General features: G+C 61.1%; 22 protein-coding genes. 16 read left to right on the forward strand and 6 right to left on the reverse strand.

The genetic code is table 11. From position 1 onward, the window contains the following. Positions 1–138: 138 nt before the first annotated feature. Complete coding sequence (arfB, locus tag AB4O45_RS20645) at positions 139–552, forward strand: alternative ribosome rescue aminoacyl-tRNA hydrolase ArfB (protein ID WP_016771119.1); 414 nt, start codon at positions 139–141, stop codon at positions 550–552. Here the strand turns inward: arfB and AB4O45_RS20650 are convergent. From AB4O45_RS20650 to phhA, 6 genes are all read right to left on the reverse strand, one after another. Continuing rightward, the gene (locus tag AB4O45_RS20650) at positions 549–1736 is read right to left on the reverse strand and encodes an MFS transporter (protein WP_375123757.1); all 1188 of its coding nucleotides are present in this window, start codon (positions 1734–1736) and stop codon (positions 549–551) included. The genes arfB and AB4O45_RS20650 overlap by 4 nt on opposite strands. Positions 1737–1848: 112 nt before the next feature. Then, positions 1849–2031, reverse strand: a complete 183-nt coding sequence (locus tag AB4O45_RS20655) for a hypothetical protein (protein ID WP_039761215.1) — start codon at positions 2029–2031, stop codon at positions 1849–1851. Positions 2032–2101: 70 nt separating this feature from the next. After that, positions 2102–2233, reverse strand: a complete 132-nt coding sequence (locus AB4O45_RS20660) for a hypothetical protein (RefSeq protein ID WP_016771117.1) — start codon at positions 2231–2233, stop codon at positions 2102–2104. 333 nt (positions 2234–2566) lie between these two features. Continuing rightward, positions 2567–3760 (reverse strand): amino acid aminotransferase, encoded by a 1194-nt coding sequence (locus tag AB4O45_RS20665; RefSeq protein ID WP_095180700.1) that lies wholly within the window; start codon positions 3758–3760, stop codon positions 2567–2569. After that, complete coding sequence (locus AB4O45_RS20670) at positions 3760–4116, reverse strand: 4a-hydroxytetrahydrobiopterin dehydratase (protein ID WP_016771115.1); 357 nt, start codon at positions 4114–4116, stop codon at positions 3760–3762. Before AB4O45_RS20670 ends, AB4O45_RS20665 begins: the two co-directional genes overlap by 1 nt. Positions 4117–4231: 115 nt before the next feature. Further along, the gene (phhA, locus tag AB4O45_RS20675) at positions 4232–5023 is read right to left on the reverse strand and encodes a phenylalanine 4-monooxygenase (RefSeq protein WP_252883369.1); all 792 of its coding nucleotides are present in this window, start codon (positions 5021–5023) and stop codon (positions 4232–4234) included. 393 nt (positions 5024–5416) lie between these two features. Here phhA and AB4O45_RS20680 point away from each other — a divergent pair, with 393 nt between their 5' ends. The 15 genes from AB4O45_RS20680 to AB4O45_RS20750 all read left to right on the forward strand — a co-directional run bounded on the left by AB4O45_RS20680 (position 5417) and on the right by AB4O45_RS20750 (position 25952). Next, positions 5417–6979, forward strand: coding sequence for a sigma-54-dependent phenylalanine hydroxylase transcriptional regulator PhhR (locus AB4O45_RS20680; protein WP_016771113.1), 1563 nt, complete (start codon positions 5417–5419; stop codon positions 6977–6979). A gap of 344 nt (positions 6980–7323) precedes the next feature. Next, positions 7324–8064 carry a flagellar basal body rod protein FlgF gene (locus AB4O45_RS20685; protein WP_460160483.1) on the forward strand — a complete coding sequence of 247 codons (741 nt, stop codon included), beginning with the start codon at positions 7324–7326 and terminating at the stop codon, positions 8062–8064. A 45-nt stretch (positions 8065–8109) separates the two neighbouring features. Continuing rightward, positions 8110–8895 carry a flagellar basal-body rod protein FlgG gene (gene flgG / locus AB4O45_RS20690; RefSeq protein ID WP_016771111.1) on the forward strand — a complete coding sequence of 262 codons (786 nt, stop codon included), beginning with the start codon at positions 8110–8112 and terminating at the stop codon, positions 8893–8895. Between the two features lie 51 nt (positions 8896–8946). Beyond that, positions 8947–9642, forward strand: coding sequence for a flagellar basal body L-ring protein FlgH (flgH, locus tag AB4O45_RS20695; protein WP_016771110.1), 696 nt, complete (start codon positions 8947–8949; stop codon positions 9640–9642). Between the two features lie 27 nt (positions 9643–9669). Further along, on the forward strand, positions 9670–10758 hold the full coding sequence (locus AB4O45_RS20700; protein ID WP_024012083.1) for a flagellar basal body P-ring protein FlgI: 1089 nt from the start codon (positions 9670–9672) through the stop codon (positions 10756–10758). An 11-nt stretch (positions 10759–10769) separates the two neighbouring features. After that, positions 10770–12077 (forward strand): flagellar assembly peptidoglycan hydrolase FlgJ, encoded by a 1308-nt coding sequence (flgJ, locus tag AB4O45_RS20705; protein ID WP_460160484.1) that lies wholly within the window; start codon positions 10770–10772, stop codon positions 12075–12077. A gap of 25 nt (positions 12078–12102) precedes the next feature. Then, positions 12103–14148, forward strand: a complete 2046-nt coding sequence (flgK, locus tag AB4O45_RS20710; protein WP_041478993.1) for a flagellar hook-associated protein FlgK — start codon at positions 12103–12105, stop codon at positions 14146–14148. A gap of 13 nt (positions 14149–14161) precedes the next feature. Continuing rightward, positions 14162–15730: a flagellar hook-associated protein 3 gene (locus AB4O45_RS20715; protein WP_460160485.1), complete on the forward strand. Its 1569-nt coding sequence runs from the start codon at positions 14162–14164 to the stop codon at positions 15728–15730. Positions 15731–15839: 109 nt separating this feature from the next. Further along, positions 15840–19433 carry a glycosyltransferase gene (locus AB4O45_RS20720; protein ID WP_460160486.1) on the forward strand — a complete coding sequence of 1198 codons (3594 nt, stop codon included), beginning with the start codon at positions 15840–15842 and terminating at the stop codon, positions 19431–19433. Between the two features lie 986 nt (positions 19434–20419). Continuing rightward, positions 20420–21193 carry a glucose-1-phosphate cytidylyltransferase gene (rfbF, locus tag AB4O45_RS20725; RefSeq protein ID WP_041478997.1) on the forward strand — a complete coding sequence of 258 codons (774 nt, stop codon included), beginning with the start codon at positions 20420–20422 and terminating at the stop codon, positions 21191–21193. Further along, complete coding sequence (gene rfbG, locus AB4O45_RS20730) at positions 21175–22257, forward strand: CDP-glucose 4,6-dehydratase (protein ID WP_150742453.1); 1083 nt, start codon at positions 21175–21177, stop codon at positions 22255–22257. The genes rfbF and rfbG overlap by 19 nt, the downstream gene beginning before the upstream one ends. Beyond that, positions 22254–22814, forward strand: coding sequence for a dTDP-4-dehydrorhamnose 3,5-epimerase family protein (locus AB4O45_RS20735; protein WP_056783766.1), 561 nt, complete (start codon positions 22254–22256; stop codon positions 22812–22814). Before rfbG ends, AB4O45_RS20735 begins: the two co-directional genes overlap by 4 nt. Beyond that, the gene (locus AB4O45_RS20740; protein WP_460160487.1) at positions 22811–24037 is read left to right on the forward strand and encodes a methyltransferase domain-containing protein; all 1227 of its coding nucleotides are present in this window, start codon (positions 22811–22813) and stop codon (positions 24035–24037) included. The genes AB4O45_RS20735 and AB4O45_RS20740 overlap by 4 nt, the downstream gene beginning before the upstream one ends. Beyond that, positions 24034–24885 carry an NAD-dependent epimerase/dehydratase family protein gene (locus AB4O45_RS20745; protein WP_460160488.1) on the forward strand — a complete coding sequence of 284 codons (852 nt, stop codon included), beginning with the start codon at positions 24034–24036 and terminating at the stop codon, positions 24883–24885. The genes AB4O45_RS20740 and AB4O45_RS20745 overlap by 4 nt, the downstream gene beginning before the upstream one ends. Continuing rightward, positions 24882–25952 (forward strand): class I SAM-dependent methyltransferase, encoded by a 1071-nt coding sequence (locus AB4O45_RS20750; RefSeq protein WP_460160489.1) that lies wholly within the window; start codon positions 24882–24884, stop codon positions 25950–25952. The genes AB4O45_RS20745 and AB4O45_RS20750 overlap by 4 nt, the downstream gene beginning before the upstream one ends. Position 25953: the final 1 nt, after the last annotated feature.

Genomic DNA, 25953 nt, shown 5'->3' on the forward strand with positions numbered 1-25953 from the left:
GGGAGCGAGCCTGCTCGCGAAAGCGGTCCATCAGAAACATCTGCATCGACTGCCACACCGCCTTCGTGAGCAGGCTCGCTCCCACAGAGGTTGAGTGAATCAGGTTATCCTGCGCGCTCTGATTACGGACGCTTTTCCATGCTGGTGATTTCCAACAACGTGCATCTGCCGGATGCCGAGATCGAATTGACCGCCATCCGCGCGCAAGGCGCCGGTGGGCAGAATGTCAACAAGGTCTCCAGCGCCATGCACTTGCGCTTCGACATTCCCAACTCGTCGTTGCCGGAGTTCTACAAGGAACGCCTGCTGGCACTGCGTGACAGTCGTATCACCAGCGATGGCGTGCTGATCATCAAGGCGCAGCAATACCGAACCCAGGAAGCCAACCGCGCCGATGCGCTGGAGCGGCTGGTCGAGCTGATTCTCAGCGCCACCAAAGTGGAAAAGAAACGCCGCCCTACCAAGCCGACCCTCGGCTCGAAGAAGCGTCGGCTGGAGTCGAAAACCAAACGCGGCAGTATCAAGGCCGGGCGCGGCAAAGTGGATTTTTAAGCCTCGCGGTATTTTGCCGTGTGCCTATACAGATAGACACTCAAGCCAAGTCCGCTCAACGCAGCGAAGGCTGCGAACAGGAAGATCGAAGCAAAACCGAATCCTGCTGCGATCGCCCCGGCCAGCGGCCCGGTGATCCCCAGCGACAAATCAATGAACAGTGAATAGGCACCGACCGCCGCGCCACGGCTCGAGGCCGGCACCAGATTCACCGCCTCCACGCCCAGCGCCGGGAACACCAGCGAGAAGCCGAAACCGCTCAGCGCCGCGCCCGCCAGTGCCCAATGCGCATCCGGCGCGATCCACAGCAACAACAAACCCAACGTTTCCACCGACAGGCAGGCAATCGCCACGCGGAATCCGCCGAGGCGGTTGATCAGGTTGCCGAACAGCAGCCGCGCGCCGATGAAGCTGGCGCCGAACAGGCTCAGGCACAGCACCGCGTTGTCCCAGTGCTGGGTCGCGTAGTACAGGGTGATGAAAGTGGCGATGGTGCCGAAGCCGATCGAGCCCAGCGCGAGCCCGCAGCCGTGGGGGAAGACTTTGCCCAGCACATGCATGAACGGCAGGCGTTCACCGGCGACGATCGGCGCAGCGGTCTTCGGCCATGCCAGCGCCAGACCGAGCAGGGCGAGGAGGATGATGCTCACGCCCATGCTCCACAGCCCCAATCTGCTTACCAGCCACACACCGAACGGCGCGCCGATCGCCAGGGCGCCGTAACTGGCGATGCCGTTCCAGGAAATCACTTTCGCCGTATTCGCCGCGCCGACCCGGCCGATGCCCCAGCCAATCGAACCGGAACCGACCAGGCTTTCCGCGCTGCCCAACACCAGACGGCCAATCAACAGACTGATCAGGCTCACCAGCGGCAGGTTCGGCGTCCACGCGGAAATCAGCATGAACACACCGCTCAAGCCGCAACCAGCGAGGCCAATCATCACTGCGCGTTTACTGCCCTGGTTGTCGATGATCTTGCCGGCATACGGGCGGCTGAGCAGGGTGGCAAGGTATTGCACGCTGATCACCAGCCCGGCGATCACGGCGCCGAAACCAAGGTCACTGTGGACATAGCCCGGCAACACGGCGAGCGGGATGCCGATGTTCAGGTAACCGATGAAGGTGAAAAGGACGATGGAGACTACTTGCAGCGTAACCGTCAGCGGACGCTGGGGCTCGGGTATAGACGACATGGGTAACGATCCACGGGAGCAGCAGATTAGATAGGCTGCTCATGATACCGGCGTGAACCGCTCAAGGGCGGGGAAAAGTAAAACTATTTGCCGGGTGGCGCTTTCAGGATTTCGCCGGGGCGACCAGTTGCGTGGTGACGAGGGCGGCGAGGGCGTTTTCTTCGCTGCCGAAACGTTCGAGCAGGGCAGCTTGTTTCTCGGGCGAGAGGCGATTCCAGATCTCGATCATTTTCTCGGTGGCGCCGATCAGCACGGCAGCTTGGCTTTCGGAGAATTCGTCGGTCATGGCGGGCTCGGGTTTCAGGCAGTGTGGAAAGCGCATGTTAGCGCTTTCCACACGGTCTGTACGGCGGGTCTTACTCTTCGCTGTCGGCTTTGCGGCTGTCAGCGGCTTCTTGCGGCTCGGGCTTTTCAGCACCGGCGTGTTGCGGGGTCGTCTGCTCAGGTACGTGCAGGCTTGGGAAGGGGAGATTGGGAATCTCGTGCATGGGTGCGCTCCTCGCTAAGTCTGTTGATAGATCAGGTGCTCCGCGCTTTACAAAGCCTGCGCAGGATACAGCAGGAAAAATGACAATCAGACTTTTAATTCAAATTAATGCGACAGATGGCCGCAGGGCGCGAGATCAACCGAAAACTAAATGTGGGAACGGGCCCTGTGGTGAGGGGATTTATCCCCGCTGGGCTGCGAAGCGGCCCCAGACCCTGCATACGCGGAATGTCTGACACTCCGCGAGCAACAGTGTACGACTGCTGCGCAGCCGGGCGGGGATAAATCCCCTCGCCACAAGGGCCCGCTCCGACCGGGTTGTGTACTGCAAAAACTATTTGCAGGCGTCAGCGATCGCGTCAGCGAGCATTGCGAGGCGTGTGGCGTCAATGCCGGCGACGTTCGCGCGGCCGGAGCTGACCATGTACACGCTGTGCCGCTCGCGCAGGGTTTTCACCTGTTCCGGCGACAGGCCGGTGTAGGAGAACATCCCGCGTTGCACACCGATGTGCGCGAAGCGCTCGCGCAAACCGTGGGGTTCCAGCGCTTCGACCAGACCGCTGCGCAGCTGGGCGATCCGCAGACGCATCGCTTCCACTTCATCGGCCCAGCGCGCCTTCAGCTCTGGATCGGCGAGGATGGTCGCGACCACCGCCGCGCCGTGATCCGGCGGCGTCGACCACAGGTTGCGGGCGATATTGGCCAGTTGGCTGCGGATGTCGATGAGCTTGTCGGCGCTGGTCGCGCAGACGATCAGCGCACCGGTACGGTCGCGATACAGGCCGAAGTTCTTCGAGCAGGAACTGGTGATCAGCAGCTCCGGCACTTGCGCCGCGAACAACCGGGTCGACCACGCGTCCTGCTCCAGGCCATCGCCAAAACCCTGATAAGCAAAGTCGATCAGCGGCAGCAGATCGCGGCTGCGCACCACTTCAAGCACGCGCTTCCAGTCGTCATGGCTCAGGTCGAAACCGGTCGGGTTGTGGCAGCACGCATGCAGCAGCACCACGTCGCCCTTCGGCACTTCCTTGAGCACGGCGAGCATCGCTTCGACGTCGAGGCGATTGTCACTGCCCACATAGGGATAGTGGCTGACCTTGACCTTGGCGGCGGCGAAAATGGTTTCGTGGATCGGCCAGGTCGGGTTGCTCAACCACACGCCTTTGCCCGGCAGGCATTGGGCGATGAAGTCGGCGGCCAGGCGCAGGGCACCGGTGCCGCCCGGGGTCTGGGTGGCGCCGGCGCGTTGTTCGGTGATCAGTTGTGAGTCGGCGCCGAGCACCAGTTCATTGATGACCTTGCCGAACAGCGGGTTGCCGTGACCACCGATGTAAGTCTTGGTGTCCTGACTTTCGACCAGTCGCGCTTCGGCGATTTTCACCGCTTCGGGAATCGGCGTCAGGCCCTGGGCATCCTTGTAGACGCCAACGCCGAGGTCGAACTTGCGCGGATTGGCATCCTGCGCATAGGCCTCCATCAAACCGAGAATCGGGTCGCCGGGAACCCGGCCGATGGCGTCGAAGTGCATCACTTGCGTCCTTCTGCGGTCTTCGCTACTTCGTCAGTGCGCGCGGCCATGATGAAGTCGTTGCGGTGCAGGCCTTTGATCGAGTGGCTCCACCAGGTCACGGTGACTTTGCCCCACTCGGTCAGCAGGCCCGGGTGGTGACCTTCGGCCTCGGAGATCTCGCCGACGGCGTTGGTGAACGCCAGCGCGTGCTTGAAGTTCTTGAACAGGAAAACTTTTTCCAGCTGCATGATGCCGTCGCGTACTTCGATGTTCCAGTCAGGGATCTGCTTGATCAGTATCGGCAGTTCTTCGTCGCTGACTTGTGGCGCATCGGCGCGGCAGGCTTCGCAGTGGGCTTGGTTCAAAGTCGACATGGTGGATTCCTGAAAACGAGTGTGTTTTTTATTAAAGCGCGTGTGCCGTCAATGCCGTCACGCTAAAGCAAAGTGGCGGCGACGGACAGACGCAATTGTCAGCAAAAGTCGCGGTTCAGGCGGCTTTGGGTTTCGGCGGAAATTTCGGCGCGTGCAAGCCCAGCCGCATGCCCTGACGGACCATGGCCATGATGTCTTCATGGGCCACATCGAACAGGCGCTTGAGATTGGGCAGGACGAAGTACAGTGGTTGCAGGATGTCGATGCGATACGGCGTGCGCATGGCTTCCAGCGGATCGAAGAGCTGATGTTCGGGCTCGTCCGACAGGCAGTAAACGGTTTCTTTCGGCGAAGACAGAATCCCGCCGCCGTAGATGCGCTTGCCGTGCGGGGTGTCGACCAGGCCGAATTCGATGGTCATCCAGTACAACCGGGCCAGATACACGCGCTCTTCCTTGGTCGCCTGCAGGCCGAGCTTGCCATAGGTGTGGGTGAATTCAGCGAAGTAGGGGTTGGTCAGTAGCGGGCAGTGGCCGAAGATCTCGTGAAAGATGTCCGGCTCTTGCAGATAGTCGAGTTCTTCGCGGGTACGTATGAAGGTGGCGACGGGGAATTGCTTGCTGGCAAGCAACTCGAAAAACGTCTGGAAAGGAATCAGCGCCGGCACCCGGGCAACCTGCCAGCCGGTGGTCTCGCCGAGGACTTTGTTGATCTCGGCCAGTTGCGGGATGCGGTCGTGGGGCAGACCGAGTTTTTCGATACCGTCCAGATATTCCTGGCACGCACGACCTTCAATCACCTTCAACTGGCGAGTGATCAGCGTGTTCCACACCGCATGTTCTTCGGCGGGGTAGTCGATAAAACCTTGCGCATCGGGCTCGCGAGCCACGTATTGCGTCTGCTTCATGCTGCTCTCCTGCTAGGAAATTCGTTTTTGTTATGTCCAGCGATGGCTAAAGGAATACCCGAGAGTGACAGGGCGTGCAGCATGTTGACCGGTGTGTGCGTAGGAAAATTCTGCGTATTTCGTAAAGTTATCGTTACGCTTTGTCGGGTAATGCGCATTTACGGTGATTGGCGGGTTTGAAAAGGGTCGGGGCTGTCACATAATCTTGACAACTATCTGCGTGCCTCGACAGAAACATCTGCCCCGGGCGCGCCACAGAACCCTGTGGGAGCGAGCCTGCTCGCGAAAGCGGTCTGTCTGACACATCGATACTGGATGTGCTGGCGCCTTCGCGAGCAGGCTCGCTCCCACAAGGACATGTGTTTACCTTTCAAACCTGTCGGGCCTTTTTCTATGCGCATCAAAGTCCACTGCCAGAACCGCATCGGCATCCTGCGTGACATCCTCAATCTGCTGGTGGCGTACGGGATCAACGTCGCTCGCGGCGAGGTGGGTGGTGAGCATGGCAATGCGATCTACCTGCACTGCCCGAACCTGATCAACATCCAGTTCCAGGCGTTGCGCCCCAAGTTCGAGGCAATCGGCGGGGTGTTCGGGGTCAAGCGCGTCGGGCTGATGCCCAGCGAACGCCGGCACATGGAATTGAACGCACTGCTCGGCGCGCTGGAATTTCCGGTGCTGTCGATCGACATGGGCGGTTCGATCGTTGCGGCCAACCGCGCGGCGGCGCAGTTGCTCGGGGTGCGCGTCGATGAGGTGCCGGGGATTCCGCTGTCGCGCTACGCCGAGGATTTCGATTTGCCGGAATTGGTGCGCGCCAACAAATCGCGAATCAACGGCATGCGGGTCAAGGTCAAGGGCGACATCTTTCTCGCTGACATCGCGCCGCTGCAATCGGAACACGACGACAGCGAGGCCATGGCCGGCGCCGTATTGACTCTGCATCGCGCCGACCGTGTCGGCGAGCGAATCTACAATGTGCGCAAGCAGGAACTGCGCGGGTTCGACAGCATCTTTCAAAGCTCGAAAGTCATGGCCGCTGTGGTCCGCGAAGCGCGGCGCATGGCGCCGCTGGATGCGCCGCTATTAATAGAAGGCGAAACTGGCACTGGCAAGGAATTGCTGGCGCGCGCCTGCCACCTCGCCAGCCCGCGCGGACAGTCACCGTTGATGGCGCTCAACTGCGCCGGACTGCCGGAGTCGATGGCCGAGACCGAGTTGTTCGGCTACGGCCCCGGCGCCTTCGAAGGCGCTCGCGCTGAGGGCAAGCTTGGCCTGCTCGAATTGACCGCTGGCGGCACGCTGTTTCTCGATGGCGTCGGCGAGATGAGCCCGCGTTTGCAGGTCAAATTGCTGCGCTTTCTTCAGGACGGTTGCTTCCGTCGCGTCGGCAGTGATGAAGAGGTGTATCTGGACGTGCGGGTGATCTGCGCGACGCAGGTGGACTTGTCCGAATTGTGCGCGCGCGGTGAGTTTCGTCAGGATCTCTATCACCGCTTGAACGTGCTGTCGCTGCACATCCCGCCGCTGCGCGAGTGCCTCGACGGTCTGACGCCGCTGGTTGAACACTTTCTCGACCAGGCCAGTCGGCAGATCGGTTGTCCGCTGCCGAAACTGGCCCCGGCGGCGATGGATCGCCTCAGCCATTACCACTGGCCGGGCAATGTGCGGCAACTGGAGAACGTGCTGTTCCAGGCGGTTTCCCTGTGCGACGGCGGCACGGTCAAGGCCGAACATATTCGCCTGCCGGATTACGGCGTGCGTCAGCCGCTTGGCGATTTTTCCCTCGACGGCAGTCTGGACGAGATCGTCGGGCGTTTCGAAAAAGCGGTGCTGGAACGCTTGTATTCCGAGCATCCAAGCAGTCGGCAGTTGGGCAAGCGGCTCGGTGTTTCGCACACCACCATTGCCAACAAGCTGCGTGAGTATGAGGTTGGCAAAACCTCCGAAAGCTAAATAGAGCCTTTGTGGCGAGGGGATTTATCCCCGATGGGCGGCGAAGCCGCCCCGCTTTTTCTTCCCGGCGACCTCATTTGCAGGCTTGGCGACTGCTGCGCAGCCGAACGGGGATAAATCCCCTCGCCACAGGATCTCCATCCCCCGCCGAACTCAGGATTGCCACTAACCGGCATGACACCGCCGGTTTTTCGTCTTCGACCCATTTCAGATTCCCCCTCCGATCCCCCCAAGTCCCCTGTTTACCGGGCCTTCGCCCGCCAATAAAAAGTTGGTCTGCAAATTGCTTATGGCTGAGCAGTACAGCGGTGGGCGGCAAACGTCCGGCATGCAGAGGAAACACTGTGGACAAGTACCTTTATGTGGCAATGACCGGCGCCAGCCAGAACGCACTGGCGCAGCGGGCGCATGCCAACAACCTGGCGAACATTTCCACCAACGGCTTTCAGCGCGACCTCGAGCAGGCGCGTTCGATGCCGGTATTCGGCGACAGCTTTCCGGCGCGCGCGTTTGCCATGAGCGAACGTCCCGCCACCGACTTCACGCCGGGCTCACTGGTGCAGACCGGACGTGAACTCGACGTCGTGGTATCCGGCAACGGTTTCATCGCCGTGCAAAACCCCAGCGGCGGCGAAAGCTACGTGCGTACCGGCAGCCTCAACATCGACGCCCTCGGCGTACTGCGCGCCGGCAACGGCATGCCGGTGATCGGTAACGGCGGCCCGATCGCCGTGCCGCCCGAGCAGCAGGTGGAAGTCGGCGAAGACGGCACCATCAGCATTCGCGCAATGGGCGAAGGTCCGCGCGTCATGGCCGAAGTCGACCGGATCAAGCTGGTCAACCCGGACATCAAGAACATGAACAAAGGTCTCGACGGTTCGATTTACACCAAGGACGGCCAGCCGGCGCAAGCCGACGCCAACGTCAAACTGGTCTCGGGTTTCCTTGAGTCGAGCAACGTCAATGCCGTGGAAGAAATGACTTCGGTGCTGGCCCTGGCCAAGCAGTTCGAGTTGCACGTCAAGATGATGAACACCGCCAAAGACGACGACCAGGCCATGGCTCGGGTCTTGCAGATCAGCTAATTATCAGAACGTCGCGCCGTAAAACAGGCGCACGAGGAGAATCGAATGCTTCCGGCTCTATGGGTTGCCAAAACCGGTCTGTCCGCCCAGGACACCAACCTGACCACCATTTCCAACAACCTGGCGAACGTTTCGACCACGGGTTTCAAACGTGACCGTGCCGAGTTCCAGGACTTGCTCTATCAGATCAAGCGTCAGCCAGGCGCCCAGTCGACCCAGGACAGCGAACTGCCGTCGGGTCTGCAAGTGGGTACCGGTGTGCGCATTGTCGGCACCCAGAAAAACTTCACCGCCGGCAGCCTGCAAACCACCGAGCAGCCGCTGGACATGGCCATCGACGGTCGCGGTTTCTTCCAGATCCTGCAGCCGGACGGCACCACGTCCTACACCCGTGACGGTACTTTCCACCTCGACTCCAATGGCCAGATCGTCAACGCCAGCGGTTTCGCCCTGGAACCGGCGATCATCATCCCGAACGATGCGCAGACCTTCACTGTTGGCCGTGACGGCACCGTGTCGATCACCATCGCCGGCAACCCGGCCTCGCAAGTGATCGGCAACCTGCAGACCGCCGACTTCATCAACCCGGCCGGTCTGCAAGCAGTGGGCAACAACCTGTTCCTGGAAACCGCTGCTTCCGGCGCGCCACAGATCGGCACCCCGGGCCTGAACGGTTTCGGTACCACGCTGCAGAACACTTTGGAAACCTCGAACGTCAGCACCGTTGAAGAGATGGTCAACATGATCACCACTCAACGCGCCTACGAGATGAACTCCAAGGTGATCTCCACCGCCGACCAGATGCTCTCGTTCGTAACGCAGAATCTGTAATCCAGTCTTTGGGGTGGCCTGAGGTCGCCAGCAACACCGTGAGGTAGGGTCATGAAGCGCTTTGTATCTGTTCTGGCATTGAGTGGGGTCGTCTCGCTCGCGGGCTGCGTCGCCCCGACGCCCAAGCCCAATGACCCTTACTACGCCCCGGTGTTGCCGCGCACACCGTTGCCGGCGGCTGCCAATAACGGCTCGATCTATCAGGCCGGCTTCGAGCAGAACCTGTACAGCGACCGCAAGGCGTTCCGGGTCGGTGACATCATCACCATCACCCTGAACGAGCGCACCCAGGCGAGCAAGAACGCCAACTCGCAGATGGACAAGAACAGCGATAACTCGATCGGTCTGACCTCGTTGTTCGGCTCCAGCCTGACCACCAACAACCCAATTGGTGGCGGTGACCTGAGCCTGAACGCTGGCTACAGCGCCGACCGTTCGACCAAGGGCGACGCCAAGTCCGGGCAGAGCAACAGCCTGACCGGTTCGATCACCGTGACCGTGGCCGACGTGCTGCCCAACGGCATCATCGCCGTGCGTGGCGAGAAGTGGCTGACGCTCAACACCGGTGACGAACTGGTGCGCATCGCCGGTATGGTCCGCGCCGATGACATCGCGACCGACAACACCGTGTCGTCGACCCGTGTCGCCGATGCGCGCATCACCTACTCGGGTACCGGCGCGTTTGCCGATACGAGTCAGCCAGGCTGGTTCGACCGTTTCTTCCTCAGCCCGCTGTTCCCTTTCTAGGTGGCGACTTTGAATTTCAAGAGCCTTATGGTGGCCGCGTTGTTGATGTCTGCGGCGTTCACCGCACACGCCGAGCGGCTGAAAGACATCGCCAGCATTTCCGGCGTGCGCTCCAACCAATTGATCGGTTACGGCCTGGTGGTCGGGCTTAACGGCACCGGTGACCAGACGACTCAGACTCCGTTCACCCTGCAGACCTTCAACAACATGCTCTCGCAGTTCGGCATCAAGGTACCGCCGGGATCGGGCAACGTGCAGTTGAAGAACGTCGCGGCGGTATCGGTGAGCGCCGATCTGCCAGCGTTTGCCAAGCCAGGTCAGCAGGTCGACATCACCGTGTCTTCGATCGGTAACTCCAAGAGCCTGCGCGGCGGCACCTTGCTGTTGACGCCGCTCAAGGGTATCGACGGCAACGTCTATGCGATCGCTCAGGGCAATCTCGTGGTTGGCGGTTTCGACGCTGAAGGCCGCGATGGTTCGAAGATCACCGTCAACGTTCCGTCGGCTGGTCGCATCCCTGGCGGTGCGTCGGTGGAACGTGCGGTGCCGAGCGGTTTCAACCAGGGCAACAGCCTGACGCTGAACCTCAACCGCTCCGACTTCACCACCGCCAAGCGCATCGTCGACAAGGTCAACGACATGCTCGGCCCTGGCGTCGCCCAAGCCATCGACGGCGGATCGGTGCGGGTCACTGCGCCACTGGATCCGAGCCAGCGCGTCGACTACCTGTCGATCCTGGAAAACCTCGAAATCGATCCTGGGCAGGCGGTGGCAAAAGTCATCATCAACTCGCGTACCGGCACCATCGTCATCGGCCAGAACGTGAAAGTGTCGCCAGCCGCCGTGACCCACGGCAGCCTGACCGTGACCATCACCGAAGACCCGATCGTCAGCCAGCCTGGCCCGCTGTCCAACGGCCAGACCGCCGTCGTACCGCGCTCGCGAGTGAATGCCGAACAGGAAGCCAAACCGATGTTCAAGTTCGGCCCGGGCACCACCCTCGACGAGATCGTCCGTGCGGTGAACCAGGTCGGCGCAGCACCGGGTGACCTGATGGCGATTCTCGAAGCTCTGAAGCAGGCCGGCGCATTGCAAGCCGACCTGATCGTGATCTGAGGCCAGCCACCATGGATATGCGCAAAAGCGGTCTGGTCAGCAGCAGCGATTCGGGGTCCTACTCCGACCTCAATCGTCTGAACCAGCTCAAGGTCGGCGACAAGAACAGCGACGAAAACATGCGCAAGGTTGCGCAGGAATTCGAGTCGCTGTTCCTCGGCGAAATGCTCAAGTCGATGCGCTCGGCCACCGAAGCGCTTGGTCAGGACAACCCGCTGAACACGCCGGCGGCCAAGCAGTATCAGGAAATGTACGACCAGCAGCTGGCGGTTTCGATGTCCCGCGAGGGCGGTGGTATCGGCCTGGCCGACGTGCTGATCCGCCAGATGTCCAAGAACAAGCCGATGGCGCCGGGCGAGGCTGCCGCCGCGTCCGCCGCCAAGCAGCAGGAAGCGCTGGCCAAGGCCGCCGCCGTGCCGACGCCGATTGCCGCTGGCACCGTCGCCACCGGTCCGCTGTCCCGCGTCAACGGCGAGCGTCCGTTGTGGGCATCGCGCTCGGTGCATGCTCCGAACAACACCGATATTTCCCATCGCAACGACATGGCGCTGATCAACCAGCGGCGTCTGGCATTGCCGCCGAAACTGGCCGATCGCTTGCTCGCCGGTCTGGTGCCGTCGGCGCCGAGCGTGGCCACTGCAGCAGCAGCGACCAACGCCTTGCCACAACGGGCTGCGACCACCGCCGTCACAGGCTCAGGCGCCTTGTACAACGGTGACTGGCTGGCCCGTGCTGAAGAGCAGAAAGCCGCTGGCGGGCAGATGCAGGTCTACGGCCGCGCCATGGCGCAGATTCCGCTGGCACCGGCGAAGAAAGCCTTCAGTTCTGCCGACGAATTCGTCAATACCATGCTGCCGATGGCCAAGGAAGCCGCCGACCGCATCGGCGTCGATCCGCGTTATCTGGTGGCGCAAGCGGCACTGGAAACCGGCTGGGGCAAATCGGTCATGCGCGCTCAGGATGGCAGCAGCAGCCACAACCTGTTCGGCATCAAGGCGAGCAGCAACTGGAAGGGCGATTCGGCCCGCGCGATCACCAGCGAGTTCCGCAATGGCGCGATGGTCAAGGAGACGGCCGAGTTCCGTTCCTACGCCTCGTACAAGGACAGCTTCCACGATCTGGTGACGTTGCTGCAGAGCAACAATCGCTATCAAGAAGTGCTGAAGTCGGCCGATAACCCAGAACAGTTTGTACGCGAGTTGCAGAAGGCCGGTTACGCCACCGACCCGAACTACGCGACGAAGATTTCGCAAATTGCCAAGCAGATGAACAGTTTTGAAAACTACGCTGCGGCGGGTGTCTCCACCACGCCTTTATAAGGCACCAGGTAATAAGGTCTGAACCATGAGTTTGCTCAATATCGGGATGTCGGGACTGTCGGCCAGCCAGTCCTCTCTGGCTACGACAGGCAACAACATTGCCAACGTCGACACCGCCGGTTATTCACGTCAGCAAACCGTGCAGGGCACCAAGTCCTCGCAGCAGTACGGCAGCGTTTTCATCGGCACGGGCACAACCCTGGCCGACGTGCGCCGGGTGTACAACTCGTACCTGGAATCGCAGCTGCACACCGCGACTTCGCTGGACAGCGAATCGGCTGCCTTCCTCAAGCAGGCGACGCCGCTGGACGCGATGCTGTCGGACACCAACACTGGCCTGACCGGTGTACTGCAGAAATTCTTCACCTCGATGCAGGGCGTATCGACGTCGGCCACCGATGACACTTCGCGTCAGTCGGTGCTGACCGGCGCGCAGGCGCTGACCAGCCGTTTCAATACCCTGGCCAAGCAGCTCAACGATCAGAACACCACGATCAACGGCAGCCTCGGCGACATGACTGCCCAGGTGAACAAGCTCGCCACGGCGATCGCCAATCTCAATCAGAAGATCGGCGAAATCTCCACCAGCGGCGGGGCGCCGAACGACCTGCTCGACAGCCGTAACGAAGCCGTGCGTCAACTCTCCGAGCTTACCGGTGCGCAAGTCGTCGAGCGCGGCACCAGCTTCGACATTTATGTCGGCAGCGGCCAGCCGCTGGTCATCGGCAACACCACCAACAGCCTGAGCATGGTCGCGAGCAAGACCGACCCGTCGCGCATGTCGATCCAGATGGATCGCGGTTCGAGCACCATCGACATCACTTCGGTGATCAGCGGTGGCGAAATCGGCGGTCTGCTGACCTATCGCAAGGAAGTCCTCGACCCATCGCTCAACGAGCTCGGTCGCGTGGCCCTGGTGATTGCCGATCAGATCAACAGCCAGCAAGCCCAGGGCATCGACAAGAACGGTGACTTCGGCGCGGCGATTTTCAACAACATCAACAGTGCCGCCCTGATCAGTCAGCGCAGCATTGCGAAGGATGGCAACAGCGCCGGTTCGGGCAACCTCGATGTGACCATCAAGGACACCGGCAAGCTGACCACCAGCGATTATCAGGTGACCTTCACCAGCGCTACCGATTACACCGTCAAACGTTCCGACGGCACCGATCTGGGCGCATTCAGCACAACGACCAATCCGCCGCCAGTGATCGACGGTTTCACCCTGGCCTTGAATGGCGGCGCGCTGAGCGCGGGTGACTCGTTCAAAATCACGCCGACCCGCAACGCGGCGGCGAGCATTCAGACCGTGCTCAGTGATCCGAAGAAAATCGCTGCGGCAGGTCCGCTGACCGGCGTCGCCAGCGCCAACGGTCTGGGCACGTACACCCAGCCGACGCTCAGCAATAAGATCGACATCTACAACCCGACCGCCCAGGCTGACATGCAGGCGGCGCTGAAGAATTCGACACCGGTCAAATTGGTGTTCGGCGCAGCCAGCGGTGGCAGCCAGTCGTACAACCTGGTCGACGCCAAGGGCGCGACCATCGGCACCGGCACCATCGTGCCTGGCCAGTCGAACACGCTGAATTTGAAAGTCGGCATCGTCGATGCCAGCGGCAACCCGGTGATGGACACTACCGTCACGCCGAACGTACAGAAGACCTTCACCGTGCAGACCACCGTGGGCGGCACGCCGAAAACCGGCGAGACCTTCACCATGAACCTGACTGGTGCGGCGTCTTCGGACAACCGCAACGCCCAGGCACTGGTCGCGTTGCAAACCAAACAGACCGTGGACACCGGTTCGGCGAGCAAGGGCATCAGCCTGACCGACGCCTACAACACCCTGGTGACCAACGTCGGTACCAAGACCGCCCAAGGCAAGTCCGACAGCGCCGCAACCACGGCGATTCTGGAGAACGCCAAGGGTGCCCGCGATTCGTTGTCCGGGGTCAACCTGGACGAAGAAACCGGCAACCTGGTCAAGTACCAGCAGTACTACACAGCGTCTTCGCAGATCATCAAAGCTGCGCAGGAAACTTTCGCCACGCTGATCAACAGCCTTTAAGGAGTCGTAATTCATGCGCATTTCCACCGCCCAGTATTACGGAACGCAAGCTTCGGATTATCAGCGTAACTTCAACAAGGCTGTCGCTACCGCGAGCGAGGCGAGCAGCCTGCAGCGTATCAACACCGCCGCCGATGATCCGATCGGTGCCGGGCGCTTGCTGCAGCTGGGCCAGCAGGCGGCGATGCTCGATCAGTACAAGACCAACGTCAACACCACCAAAAGCGCCTTGACCGTGCAGGAGTCCACTCTGGATTCGATTACCACGGCGCTTGCGCGAGCCAAAGAGCTGGCGCTGGCCGCGAACAACGGCACCATCACCGACAAGGACCGCCAGGCATATGCCTCGGAACTGGGTGAGATCCAACAGCAAGTGCTGGGCCTGATGAACGCCAAGGATGCCAACGGCAACTACCTGTTCTCCGGTTCGAAAACCGACACCGCGCCGTATTCGAAGAATTCTGACGGCACATTCAGCTACAACGGCGACCAGACCACCATCGATCTGGGCATCGGCGACGGCATGACCGTGGGTACCAACACCACCGGTTGGGACGCGTTCCAGCAGACCATCAACACCGGCCGCACCAACACCAAAATGACTGCGCCAGCCGTCGATGACGGCCGTGTCGTGCTGTCCAACGGCACCGTCGGCACCGCCGCCACTTACGACGCCAAGTTCACCGCCGGGCAGCCGTATACCATCGATTTCGTCAGCAGCACCCAGCTGAAAATCACCGATGCCTTGGGCAACGATGTGACCGCCGAGGCCAGCCAGAACGGCTTGATCAGCAACAGCAGCGGCGCCAACCAGACCGTCAGCTTCCGTGGTGTCGACCTTAAACTGAACGTCAACCTGAAGGCAGGCGATACCAATCCGGACGCCGTTATCGCAGGGCACAGTTTTCAGCTGTCGGCCTCGCCGGACTCGTTCACCACCACGCGTAATCCGGGTAACCCGTCGACCAGCGTGATCACCGGTTCGACCATCACCGATCAGGCAGCCTACACCGCAGCGTTCCCGCAGGGCGGCGCGGTGCTCAAGTTCACCAGCGCCACCGATTTCGATCTGTATGCCGCGCCGGTGACGGCCGACAGCAAGCCGGTTTCCTCGGGCACGGTTGCCGGCGGTAACGCCACCGCTGCCGGTGTGACTTTCGCCCTGGGCAGCGCGCCGGCCGCTGGTGATCAGTTCTCGATCCAGCCGAACAATCATCAGACCCAGAACGTGCTCGACACCCTGGGCCAGATGATCACCGCGCTGAATACGCCAGTCGACGGTGACCCGGTTGCCAAGCAGAAATTGCAGGGCGCGATGGAGGCGGGCCTCGGCAATATCGATGCCGCGTCCAACCAGATCGGCACGGCGGTGACCACCATTGGTGCCCGCGGCCAGGCGCTGGACATGCAGACCATCACCAACGACAGCCTGACCACGGCGAACAGCACGACCCAGGGTTCGATTCGTGATTCCGATGCGGCAGAAGTCATGACCCGTCTGACCCTGCAACAGACCATGCTGCAAGCCGCGCAACTGGCGTTCAGCAAGATCAGTCAGTTGGGTCTGTTCAACAAGATCTGATGATTGGCGGGCGCGAGCGCGCCCGCTGACGTTGTCCCTCTGTTAATGATTTTTTGCGGTATCAAGGGCTCGTTTTTGCGAGCGGGCTCGTACCGCCTGTGAGCCCGCCGTGAATTCACTCCCCCTCGTCAGCATTGCCATCCCTGCGTTCAATCCGCGCTTTTTCGAGCGGGCATTGAACAGCGCCGTCAGCCAGACATACGCGCCTCTTGAGATCATTGTCTGCGACGACAGTCGTGATCATGAGATCGAAGGGATTGTCAGTGCTGTGGCCGAGCGCTCGGGTGTTGCCGTGCGCTATGTGCGCAACCCGCGCACACTGGGCCTGGTCGGCAATCTCAAGGCGTGCCTTGATCAGGCGCAGGGTGAATTCGTCAAGTTCATGTGTGACGACGACCATCTCTATGCCGCCTGCATCGAGCAGCAGGCGCACGAGATGTTGCGTGAGGAAGTCAGCCTGGTGCTGGCTCAGCGGCTATTCTGGGACGCCGACGACATCATTCTGCCGGCGCGCCTGGAAAACACTTCGTTGTCACCGGCCAGCGGTCTGTTCAAGGGTGACGACCTGCTGGGCATCTTCGAAAAATTTCCGGTCAATGTGCTGGGCGGTTTCTCCAGCGCCTTGTTTCGTCGTTCGGACCTCGTCGACTTGTTGCCGGCGCTGACTCAGGACGGCCACTGCTTTGTCGCCACCCTGGATTTCGCCTTGTACGTATGCCTGCTGCGGCGCGGCAATCTGGCGATGTCGAACACCGTGCTCAGTGCCGAGCGGCTGTATCCGGAGCGCTTGAGTGCTCAGCAGCCGATGAAAGACGCGGTCGAGGTTGAGCGCGAGTGGATTCTGCAAATGCTCAAGGCGCGCAGCGGCGAGTCGGCGCCAGCGCCGGGTTGGGTGCGCTATGTCCCGCTGACCAAGGCTGACGTAATGCCGCGCGTCTGGGAAGAGCTGCCCCTGAGCCGAACGCTGGGTACCAAGCAGAGTCGCCAGGAGTGGTGCGTCGGCATCGATAGCTGGAGCTTCGCCGAACTCTACGCGCACTGGCTGCAGTGCCGCAGTCTCACTGAAGGGCAGCGCAAGTTACTGCCGGAAACTCTGGCCGCCTGGCCACAACAGCCGCGAATAGTGCCGATCGTCATTGATGCCCAGGGCAGTCGCGATGGAGTCGAGCGCACGCTTGAGGCGCTTGCTCGGCAGGACTATGCCCCTGAACTGATTCTGGTGCTGTCCGCTTCCTGTAACGAGGCGACGCTGGATGGCCGCGTATTCCACATGCCACTGGAAGGTGACGGGCTGGGTCAGATCAACGCGTTGTTGCCCCAACTGGAGGGCGCCGACTGGTTTTACCTGTTGCAGGCCGGTGACCGGCTGATGGTGCCGGCCTTGCTGGTCATGGCTGACCGGATTGCGCACTCGCCGTCGCTCGGTTGCGTGTACAGCGATGAAGGCGGTCTGCGCGATGGTGAGTCCGTGGAACCCGCCTTCAAACCCGATTTCAACCTTGATCTGATGCGCAGCTACCCGTATGTCGGGCGCGCCTTGGCGTTCAAGCGCGAACGCTTTCTGGCGCTGGGTGGTTTTGACACGACGTTCACCGAACTGGCTCCTCACGACATGCTGTGGCGCATGGTCGAAAGCGACGGCACCCAAGTGATCGGGCATGTCGCCGAAGTTCTGCTGGAGTCGCCATTCGATCTGTCGCGGTGGTTGGCCGAGCCAGGCGTCATCGAACAGAACCCTCGTGTGCTCGAAGCGCATCTGCAACGCATTGGCGTTGCCCATGAAATCCGCCGTGGCAGTTGCCAATTGCTCAATCGTGTCGACTATCGGCACGCGCGCCGTCCGCTTGTGTCGATCATCATCGTCACCCGGGATCAGACCGCTGCCTTGCAGCGGTGTGTCGAGACCGTGCTGGAAAAAACTGCCTACGCCGAATACGAACTGCTGCTGGTCGACAACGGCAGCGAAACCGCTGAGGCCAGAGCATGGCTGGACGGCATCGCGCAATTGGGTGGCGACCGGATCCGCGTGCTGACGTACCCGCAGCCGGACAACATGGCTGCCCTGCACAATTTTGCCGTGACCAAGGCTCGTGGCGAATATGTGCTGCTGCTCAATACCTTTGCGGTGATTACCCACGCCGACTGGCTGGACGAACTGCTCAATCATGCGCAGCGCCCGGAAGTCGGCGTGGTCGGCGCCAAGTTGTTCAACCCGGATGGTTATGTGCTGCATGCCGGCATGATTCTGGGGATGCAGGGCGCGGTCGGGCTGCCATTTTATGGACAGTCGCTGCAGTCGGACGGTTATATGTTCCGGCTCCAGGCCGCCCACGATCTGAGTGCGGTCGGCGGTGATTGCCTGATGGTACGCAAGACGGTTTTCGAGGCGGTGGCAGGGCTTGATGAAGAGGATTTGAAGCAGGCGCTGAACGTGGTGGATCTGTGCCTGCGCATCGGCCAGGAAGGCTACCTGGTAGTGTGGACGCCTTATGCCTTGCTGGCTCAGGGCGTGCGCCCGACTGTCGAGTCGACAGCTGAGCAAGGCCAGCAACATGTGCACGAGCAGGAGATCTTCTACAAGCGCTGGCTGCCGCGCATTGCCCGCGATCCGGCCTTCAATGTCAACCTGTCCTTGCAGGGCGTCGGCGCGACGAGTTTCAGCCTTGAGCCGGGCCTGCGTACGGGGTGGACTGCTTTTTCCAGGCCGCAATTGCCCAACGTACTCGCCGTGCCGATCAATGCCTCAGCGATTGGCCATTACCGCATGAGTCAGCCGCTGATAGAGCTGGAAGCGGCGAACCGGGCCGAAGGGTGTATTCGTTACGGCTTGCCGTCGATCATTGAAATCGAGCGTCAGTCGCCGGATGTCATCGTCCTGCAAGGGCGCTATTCCCAGGGCGCGATCGATGAAATCCCGCCGCTGAAAAAATTCTGCCATGCCCGGCGCATCTTCGAGCTGGATGACTATGTGATTGATGTTCCGCATCGCAATGCGCATATCCGCAACATGCCCAGCAAGCAGGAAATGGAACGGATGGTGCGCCAGGCGATCAGCCTGTGCGACCGCGTGGTGGTGTCGACTCAACCACTGGCCAACGCGTTGTCGGACATGCACCACGACATTCGCGTAGTCCCCAACATGCTTGCGCAAAACCTCTGGACCGGTTTGCGGGGTCAGCGCCGCACCTCGAAAAAACCTCGCGTGGGTTGGGGCGGAGGCACCAGCCACCATGGCGATCTGGCGGTGATTGCCGATGTCGTGCGTGAGCTGGCCAACGAAGTCGACTGGGTATTCTTTGGCATGTGCCCGGATGACCTGCGTCCGTACATGCACGAGTTCCACGGTGTGATTCCTCTGGACGTCTATCCGGCCAAGCTGGCCAGTCTGAACCTCGACCTGGCCCTGGCACCGCTGGAGTTTCACATTTTCAATGACTGCAAGAGCAATCTGCGTTTGCTGGAATACGGCGCCTGCGGTTACCCGGTCATCTGCACTGATACCGAAGCCTATCAGGGCTATCTGCCGTGCACGCGGGTGAAGACCAACAGCACTGATGAGTGGCTGCAGGCGATTCGCATGCATCTGGCCGACCCTGACGCCAGTTATCGCATGGGTGACGAGCTGCACGAGGTGGTCATGCGCGATTATGTGTTGCGTGGTGACAATCTGCGGTATTGGGAGAATGGCTGGCTGGCGGATTGATCGTTTATATAGGTGGCTTTTTGGGGTTGCCTTTTCTTTGGGGCCTTGGCGGCCTTTGGGCCGACCAGGCTGTTGGGGTTTTTGGGTGTAGATCCGTTTCTGCGGGTGTTGCTGATTACGGTTCCGCCCTTACGGCGGGTCACCTTTTTCAAACGCCAAAAAGGTAACCCAAAAGGCTTGCTCCTACGTTCGGCCCTCGCAGGCTCGGGTTCCTTCGCTGCGGGACTGATCCGGGCGCAGCGGCTCCGGTTTGCTTCGCTGCACCTCCTTCCGCTGTGTTCGACTTCGTCGAACGGTCGCTACGCTCCCACGCCCGGATCAATCCCTCCACTCAGCCTTCCGACGTCGCCGGTGGATCAAGATCAAAAGCACTCGAGCTTGCGCTCATTGTTGAGTGGGGCGGCTTTGCCGCGGGCAGCTGCGCTGCTTTGATTTGATTTGCTTTGCTTTGCTTTGCTTTGCTTTTGCTTTTGTGGGAGCGAGCCTGCTCGCGAAGGCGGCCTGACCGCCGACCCATTTCTTGCTGGATGCCCACGATCCAACTGTAGGAGCTGCCGAAGGCTGCGATCTTTTGCTCTTGCTCTTGCTCTTGCTCTTGCTCTTGCTGTTCTGTGGGAGCGAGCCTGCTCGCGAAGGCGGCCTGACCGCCGACCCATTTCTTGCTGGGCGCACGCGATCCAACTGTTGGAATTGGCGAAGGCTCGGGCTGCGATCGGACGATCTTTTGCTTTGGCTTTTGATCTCTTGCCCCTCCACGCCCTCAGCCCGTCCGTCATTCTGTTGCCACTTCCATCGAAGCCTCTATCAGCTATCTCCCAAAACCCGGCTACGAGCTGGCGCGTTTCCTGCAAGTGCCCCGCAAATCGCCATAAAACGAGCGCTCGCGGTGTTTCCTCCTGCGCCCGTAGCGGCAGAAGGTTTGGCCAGAAGGCCTGCGACGCTCAAAAAAGCAGTGCGCAGCCCGGTGACGTACGAGAGGGGAGACGATGAAGGCAGTAATTTTGGCGGGTGGCCTCGGCACGCGCATCAGTGAAGAGTCGCACCTCAAGCCCAAGCCGATGATCGAGATTGGCGGCAAGCCAATTCTCTGGCACATCATGAAGCAGTATTCCGCCCACGGGATCCACGACTTCGTCATTTGCCTGGGCTACAAGGGCTACGCGATCAAGGACTTCTTCGCCAACTACTTCCTGCATACATCCGACGTCACTTTCGACATGCGCAACAACCGCATGGACGTCCATCAGAACTACAGCGAGCCGTGGAGTGTGACCCTCATCGATACCGGCGAGGAAACCATGACCGGTGGCCGCCTGTTGCGTGCCGCGCGTTATCTCAAGGATGAAGAGGCGTTCTGCTTCACCTATGGCGATGGCGTTTCCGACATCAATATTGCTGAGCTGGTCGACTATCACAAGGCTCACGGCCGCCTGGCGACCGTCACTGCGGTGCAGCCGCCAGGTCGTTATGGCGCGCTTGAACGGCAAGGTGACCAGGTGCTGGGTTTCACTGAAAAACCTCGTGGTGACGGTGGCTGGATCAATGGCGGTTTCTTCGTGCTGTCGCCAAAAGTGCTGCCCTACATCAGCGATGACAGCACCACCTGGGAAGCCGAGCCGTTGGCCCGTCTGGCTCAGGACGAACAACTGAAAGCCTTCGAGCACGAAGGTTTCTGGCATCCGATGGACACCCTGCGCGACAAGAACCATCTCGAAGCGCTGTGGCAGAGCGGGGAGGCCCCATGGAAGCAATGGGCCTGAGTGCGGAGTTCTGGCGTGGCAAGCGTGTTCTCGTCACCGGACACACCGGTTTCAAAGGCAGTTGGCTGACCCTTTGGCTGCAAAGCCTCGGCGCGCAGGTCAGCGGTTTTTCCCTGGATCCGTCGACTGAGCCAAGCCTGTTCGAACTGGCGCGCGTACACGAAGGCATCAACGACCAGCGCGGCGATTTGCGTGACCTCGGCGCCTTGCTGGAAATCATCGCCGAGACCGAACCGGAGATCGTCCTGCATCTGGCCGCCCAGCCCTTGGTGCGCGAGGGCTATCGCGATCCGCTCGGCACCTATTCAAGCAATGTCATGGGCACGCTGAACCTGCTCGAAGCGATTCGTCAGGTCGGCGGCGTGCGCGCCTGCGTGCTGGTGACTACCGACAAGGTCTACGCCAACAAGGAATGGCTGTGGCCGTACCGCGAAGACGAAGCCCTTGGTGGACACGATCCTTACAGCAGCAGCAAGGCCTGCTGCGAGTTGCTCGCGCAGTCCTACGCCGCGTCGTTCTTCCCGGCGGACAAACATGCCGAGCATGGTTTGGCCCTGGCGACCGCACGCGCCGGCAATGTGCTGGGCGGCGGTGACTTTGCCCCGGAGCGACTGATTCCCGACGTGCTCAAAGCCTGGAGTGCCGACGAGCCGGTGACCCTGCGTTACCCGCAAGCCGTGCGCCCATGGCAGCACGCCCTTGAACCGCTGGCGGGTTACCTGCAATTGGCCGCAGGCCTTTATGAGCGAGGTCCGGAGTATGCCGGCGCGTGGAACTTCGGCCCCGGTGAGGCAGACATGTGCAGCGTCGGCGAAGTCGTCGAATTGCTCGCCAGCCGCTGGCCGCAGGCACCTGGTTTGCGTATCGAAAAAAGCGAACTGCATGAAGCCGGCCTGCTGCGCCTGGACAGCAGCCGTGCGCGGCAATTGCTGGGTTGGCAAGCGCGCTGGACCTTGCAGCAATGCCTGGCCCAGACCCTCGACTGGCACTTGGCGTGGCAGAACGGCGATGACATGCGCGCCGTAACTCTGGGCCAGTTGAATCTGTACCGAGGCGCGCTGTGAGCGAGTTTTCCCTGAAAGCGTTGCCATTGGCCGGTCTGTTCAGCATTCAGCACAAACGTTTCGAAGATCAGCGCGGGCACTTCGCCCGGTTGTTCTGCGAGGGCAGCCTGATTGCGTTCGGCAATGAATTTCATATCCGCCAGATCAACCACTCCTGCACCCGCGAGAAGGGGAGTGTGCGTGGCCTGCATTATCAGAATGCCAACGCCCCGGAAGCCAAACTGATCACGTGCCTGCGCGGTGAGGTCTGGGATGTGGCGGTGGATCTGCGGCCGGACTCGGAGACGTTTTTGCACTGGCACGCCGAGCACTTGAAGGCGGGCGATGGCCGCAGCCTGTTGATTCCGGCCGGTTTCGCTCATGGCTTTCAGACGCTTACCGCAGACGCCGAATTGCTCTATCTGCACAGCGCCGATTACGCGCCGGAGCACGAGGGCGGCTTGTCGGTGAACGATCCTCGGCTGGCGATTGCCTGGCCGTTGCCTGTCAATAATTTGTCAGCGCGCGATTCCAGCCATCCTGCGCTCGATCAACACTTTGCTGGAGTGCGTCTATGAATTGCCGTGGGTGCGCCGCACCGCTGAATTTGCCGCTGATCGACCTCGGCACTTCGCCGCCGTCCAACGCCTACGTGCACGCCGATCGCCTGGAGCAGGCCGAGCAATGGGTGCCGCTCAAAGTCGCGGTGTGCCAGCAATGCTGGCTGGTGCAGACCGAGGATTACACCAGTGCCGACAGCCTGTTCGATGCCGAATACGCCTACTTCAGTTCGTTCTCCAGCACTTGGCTGAATCACGCCGAGCGCTATGTCGCCGAGATGAGTGAGCGCTTCGGGCTTAACGCCGACAGTCGTGTCGTCGAGATCGCCGCCAATGACGGTTACCTGCTGCAATACGTCGCCGCGCGCGGGATCCCATGCCTGGGCGTCGAGCCGACTCGCAGCACCGCACAGGCTGCACGCGAGAAAGGCCTGGAAATTCGCGAGCTGTTCTTCGGCTGCGACACCGCCACGCAATTGCGCAACGAAGGCTGGAGCGCCGACCTGATGGCGGCCAACAACGTGCTCGCGCACGTGCCGGACATCAACGATTTCCTCGCCGGCTTCGCGACGTTGCTCAAGCCGACCGGCGTCGCCACCTTCGAGTTTCCGCAACTGCTGACGCTGATGGCTGGCGCGCAGTTCGACACGCTGTATCACGAACATTATTCCTACCTGTCGCTGACCGCCGTGCAGACCCTGTGCGAGCGCAATGGCCTGGAAGTGTTCGACGTCAGCCAGTTGAGCACTCACGGCGGCTCGCTGCGCGTATTCGTGCAGCGCAAGGACGGCCAGCGCCGCGCTGTTCTCCCGGCAGTTCAGCAACAACTGCAGGCCGAGCTCGCTGCCGGGGTAAAAACCCCTGAGTACTACGCGACCCTCGCGCCTGCTGCCGAACGCATCAAACATGACCTGCTGCGCTTCCTGTTGCAGGCCAAAGCCGACGGCAAACGTGTGGTCGGTTACGGCGCGGCGGCCAAGGGCAATACCTTGATCAACTACGCCGGAGTCAAAGCGGATCTGCTGTCCTGGGTGGCCGATGCCAACCCGCACAAACAGGGCAAGTTCTTGCCGGGCAGTCGCATCCCGATTGTTGCGCCAGCGCAGATCGACATTGAGCAACCGGACTACGTGCTGGTGCTGCCCTGGAACCTGCTGCACGAAGTCAGTCAGCAACTGGCGCAGGTGCGTCAGTGGGACGGGCGCTTCGTCATCGCCGTGCCTGAGTTGAAAGTGCTGTGAAAGTTCTGGTCACTGGCGCCACGGGCTTTGTCGGTCGGCATCTGGTTGCTGCATTGCTTGAGCGCGGCTGTGAAGTCCGCGCGGTGGCGCGCAACGCAGAAACGGCGCAGGGCATGCCATGGATCAACCACGTCGAATTCGTCGCGGCAGACATTCACGCTGCCGACCTGAATGTCGTCGCGCTGACCGAAGGCATCGACGCGCTGGCGCATCTGGCCTGGCCGGGGTTGCCGAACTATCGGGCGCTGTTTCATTTCGAGCACAACCTGATGGCCGATTACCGCTTTATCAAGAGCGTGGTCGCGGCAGGCGTGCCGCAGGTGCTGGTGACCGGCACCTGCTTCGAATACGGCATGCAGAGCGGCCCGCTCAGCGAGTCAACCGAGCCACGGCCGAGCAATCCCTACGGTCTGGCCAAACATACGCTCCACCTGTTTCTGCAGAATCTGCAGCAGGAGCAACCGTTCACATTGCAGTGGGCGCGGTTGTTCTATTTGCACGGCGAAGGGCAGAACCCCAACAGCCTGTTGGCCGCGCTGGACCGGGCAATCGATAGCGGCGAGGCGTCGTTCAACATGTCGGCCGGTGAGCAGTTGCGAGATTTCCTCGCGATTGAAACCGCCGCGAGTCATCTCGCCGCGATCCTCCATCAGCGCGAGTTCGACGGCGTGATCAACTGCGCCAGCGGCCATCCGGTGTCGGTGCGTGCGCTGGTCGAACAGCGCTTGCGTGAGCGTGGCGCAACCCTGGCTCTGAACCTCGGCCATTACCCGTATCCGACCCACGAACCGCTGGCGTTCTGGGCCGTCACCGAGCGCTTGCAACAGTTATTGGGAGAGTCGCCATGAGGCACGAGTTGTACCGGGCCACCGGCCTGCCGGTATTGCAGAACCGCACTTTCGCCGATGCCGAATCGGCGCGGGCCTCGGCCAGCGCCGACATGGTCCTGGTTCAGGACGAGCGCAGCGGTCTGGTCTTCAACGCCGCGTTCGATGCCGACAAGCTCAGTTATGACGCCGACTATCAGAACGAGCAGGCGCACTCCGGTCAGTTCCAGAAGCATTTAAGTGACGTCGAAGGCATCATCGGCAAGCACTTCAAGGGCCAGGAACTGATCGAAGTCGGCTGCGGCAAGGGCTATTTTCTCGAGCTGCTCAAAGGCCTCGGCTATTCGATCACCGGCATCGACCCGGCTTATGAAGGCGAAAACCCCGAGGTGATCAAGGCGCCGTTCACGCGCGGCCTCGGCCTGGCGGCAGATGCCATTGTGCTGCGTCATGTGCTGGAGCACATCGAAGACCCGGTGAGCTTTCTGGCCGTGATCGCCGAGGCCAATCAGGGCGGGCAGATCTATATCGAAGTGCCGTGCCTGGACTGGATCCTCGAGCACAGGGCCTGGTTCGACCTGTTCTACGAACACGTCAATTATTTCCGCCTCGATGACCTGCGCCGGATGTTCGGCACGGTGCACGAGGCCGGGCATCTGTTCGGCGGTCAATATCTGTACATCGTCGCTGATCTGTCGACGTTGCGCCTGATACCCGAACAACCGGTGCCACGCCTGACTCTGCCTGAAGATTTCAGCGCCAGCCTCGACCGTGCCGTGCAGATCATCCGCTCGGCGCCTGCGCAGGGTTCGGCGATCTGGGGTGCCTCGTCCAAAGGCGTGATCTATTCGCTGTACCTGCAACGCGCCGGCGTTGCGGTCGATCGCGTAGTCGATATCAACCCGGCCAAGCAGGGGCGTTATCTGCCGCTGAGCGGTGCGCGCGTGTCCTCGCCGCAAGAGGCCATGGATGCGCTGCCGGAAGGCGCGCACCTGTTTGTGATGAATTCCAATTACCTCGAAGAGATCAAGCGGATGACCGGTGGACGCTACGTCTATCACGCCGTCGACAGCGCTTCGTTTCAGTGAC

It is taken from the genome of Pseudomonas sp. S2_B10, assembly GCF_054668425.1.

Bases quoted from the DNA above. Each gene is read 5' to 3' on its own strand.
- AB4O45_RS20665 (WP_095180700.1), bottom strand. From the start codon at position 3,760: ATGCACTTCGACGCCATCGGCCGGGTTCCCGGCGACCCGATTCTCGGT.
- rfbF (WP_041478997.1), top strand. From the start codon at position 20,420: ATGAAGGCAGTAATTTTGGCGGGTGGCCTCGGCACGCGCATCAGTGAA.
- flgG (WP_016771111.1), top strand. From the start codon at position 8,110: ATGCTTCCGGCTCTATGGGTTGCCAAAACCGGTCTGTCCGCCCAGGAC.
- arfB (WP_016771119.1), top strand. From the start codon at position 139: ATGCTGGTGATTTCCAACAACGTGCATCTGCCGGATGCCGAGATCGAA.
- AB4O45_RS20660 (WP_016771117.1), bottom strand. From the start codon at position 2,233: ATGCACGAGATTCCCAATCTCCCCTTCCCAAGCCTGCACGTACCTGAG.
- AB4O45_RS20750 (WP_460160489.1), top strand. From the start codon at position 24,882: ATGAGGCACGAGTTGTACCGGGCCACCGGCCTGCCGGTATTGCAGAAC.
- flgH (WP_016771110.1), top strand. From the start codon at position 8,947: ATGAAGCGCTTTGTATCTGTTCTGGCATTGAGTGGGGTCGTCTCGCTC.
- AB4O45_RS20700 (WP_024012083.1), top strand. From the start codon at position 9,670: ATGGTGGCCGCGTTGTTGATGTCTGCGGCGTTCACCGCACACGCCGAG.
- AB4O45_RS20655 (WP_039761215.1), bottom strand. From the start codon at position 2,031: ATGACCGACGAATTCTCCGAAAGCCAAGCTGCCGTGCTGATCGGCGCC.
- phhA (WP_252883369.1), bottom strand. From the start codon at position 5,023: ATGAAGCAGACGCAATACGTGGCTCGCGAGCCCGATGCGCAAGGTTTT.
- AB4O45_RS20670 (WP_016771115.1), bottom strand. From the start codon at position 4,116: ATGTCGACTTTGAACCAAGCCCACTGCGAAGCCTGCCGCGCCGATGCG.
- AB4O45_RS20680 (WP_016771113.1), top strand. From the start codon at position 5,417: ATGCGCATCAAAGTCCACTGCCAGAACCGCATCGGCATCCTGCGTGAC.
- flgK (WP_041478993.1), top strand. From the start codon at position 12,103: ATGAGTTTGCTCAATATCGGGATGTCGGGACTGTCGGCCAGCCAGTCC.
- flgJ (WP_460160484.1), top strand. From the start codon at position 10,770: ATGGATATGCGCAAAAGCGGTCTGGTCAGCAGCAGCGATTCGGGGTCC.
- AB4O45_RS20715 (WP_460160485.1), top strand. From the start codon at position 14,162: ATGCGCATTTCCACCGCCCAGTATTACGGAACGCAAGCTTCGGATTAT.
- AB4O45_RS20740 (WP_460160487.1), top strand. From the start codon at position 22,811: ATGAATTGCCGTGGGTGCGCCGCACCGCTGAATTTGCCGCTGATCGAC.
- rfbG (WP_150742453.1), top strand. From the start codon at position 21,175: ATGGAAGCAATGGGCCTGAGTGCGGAGTTCTGGCGTGGCAAGCGTGTT.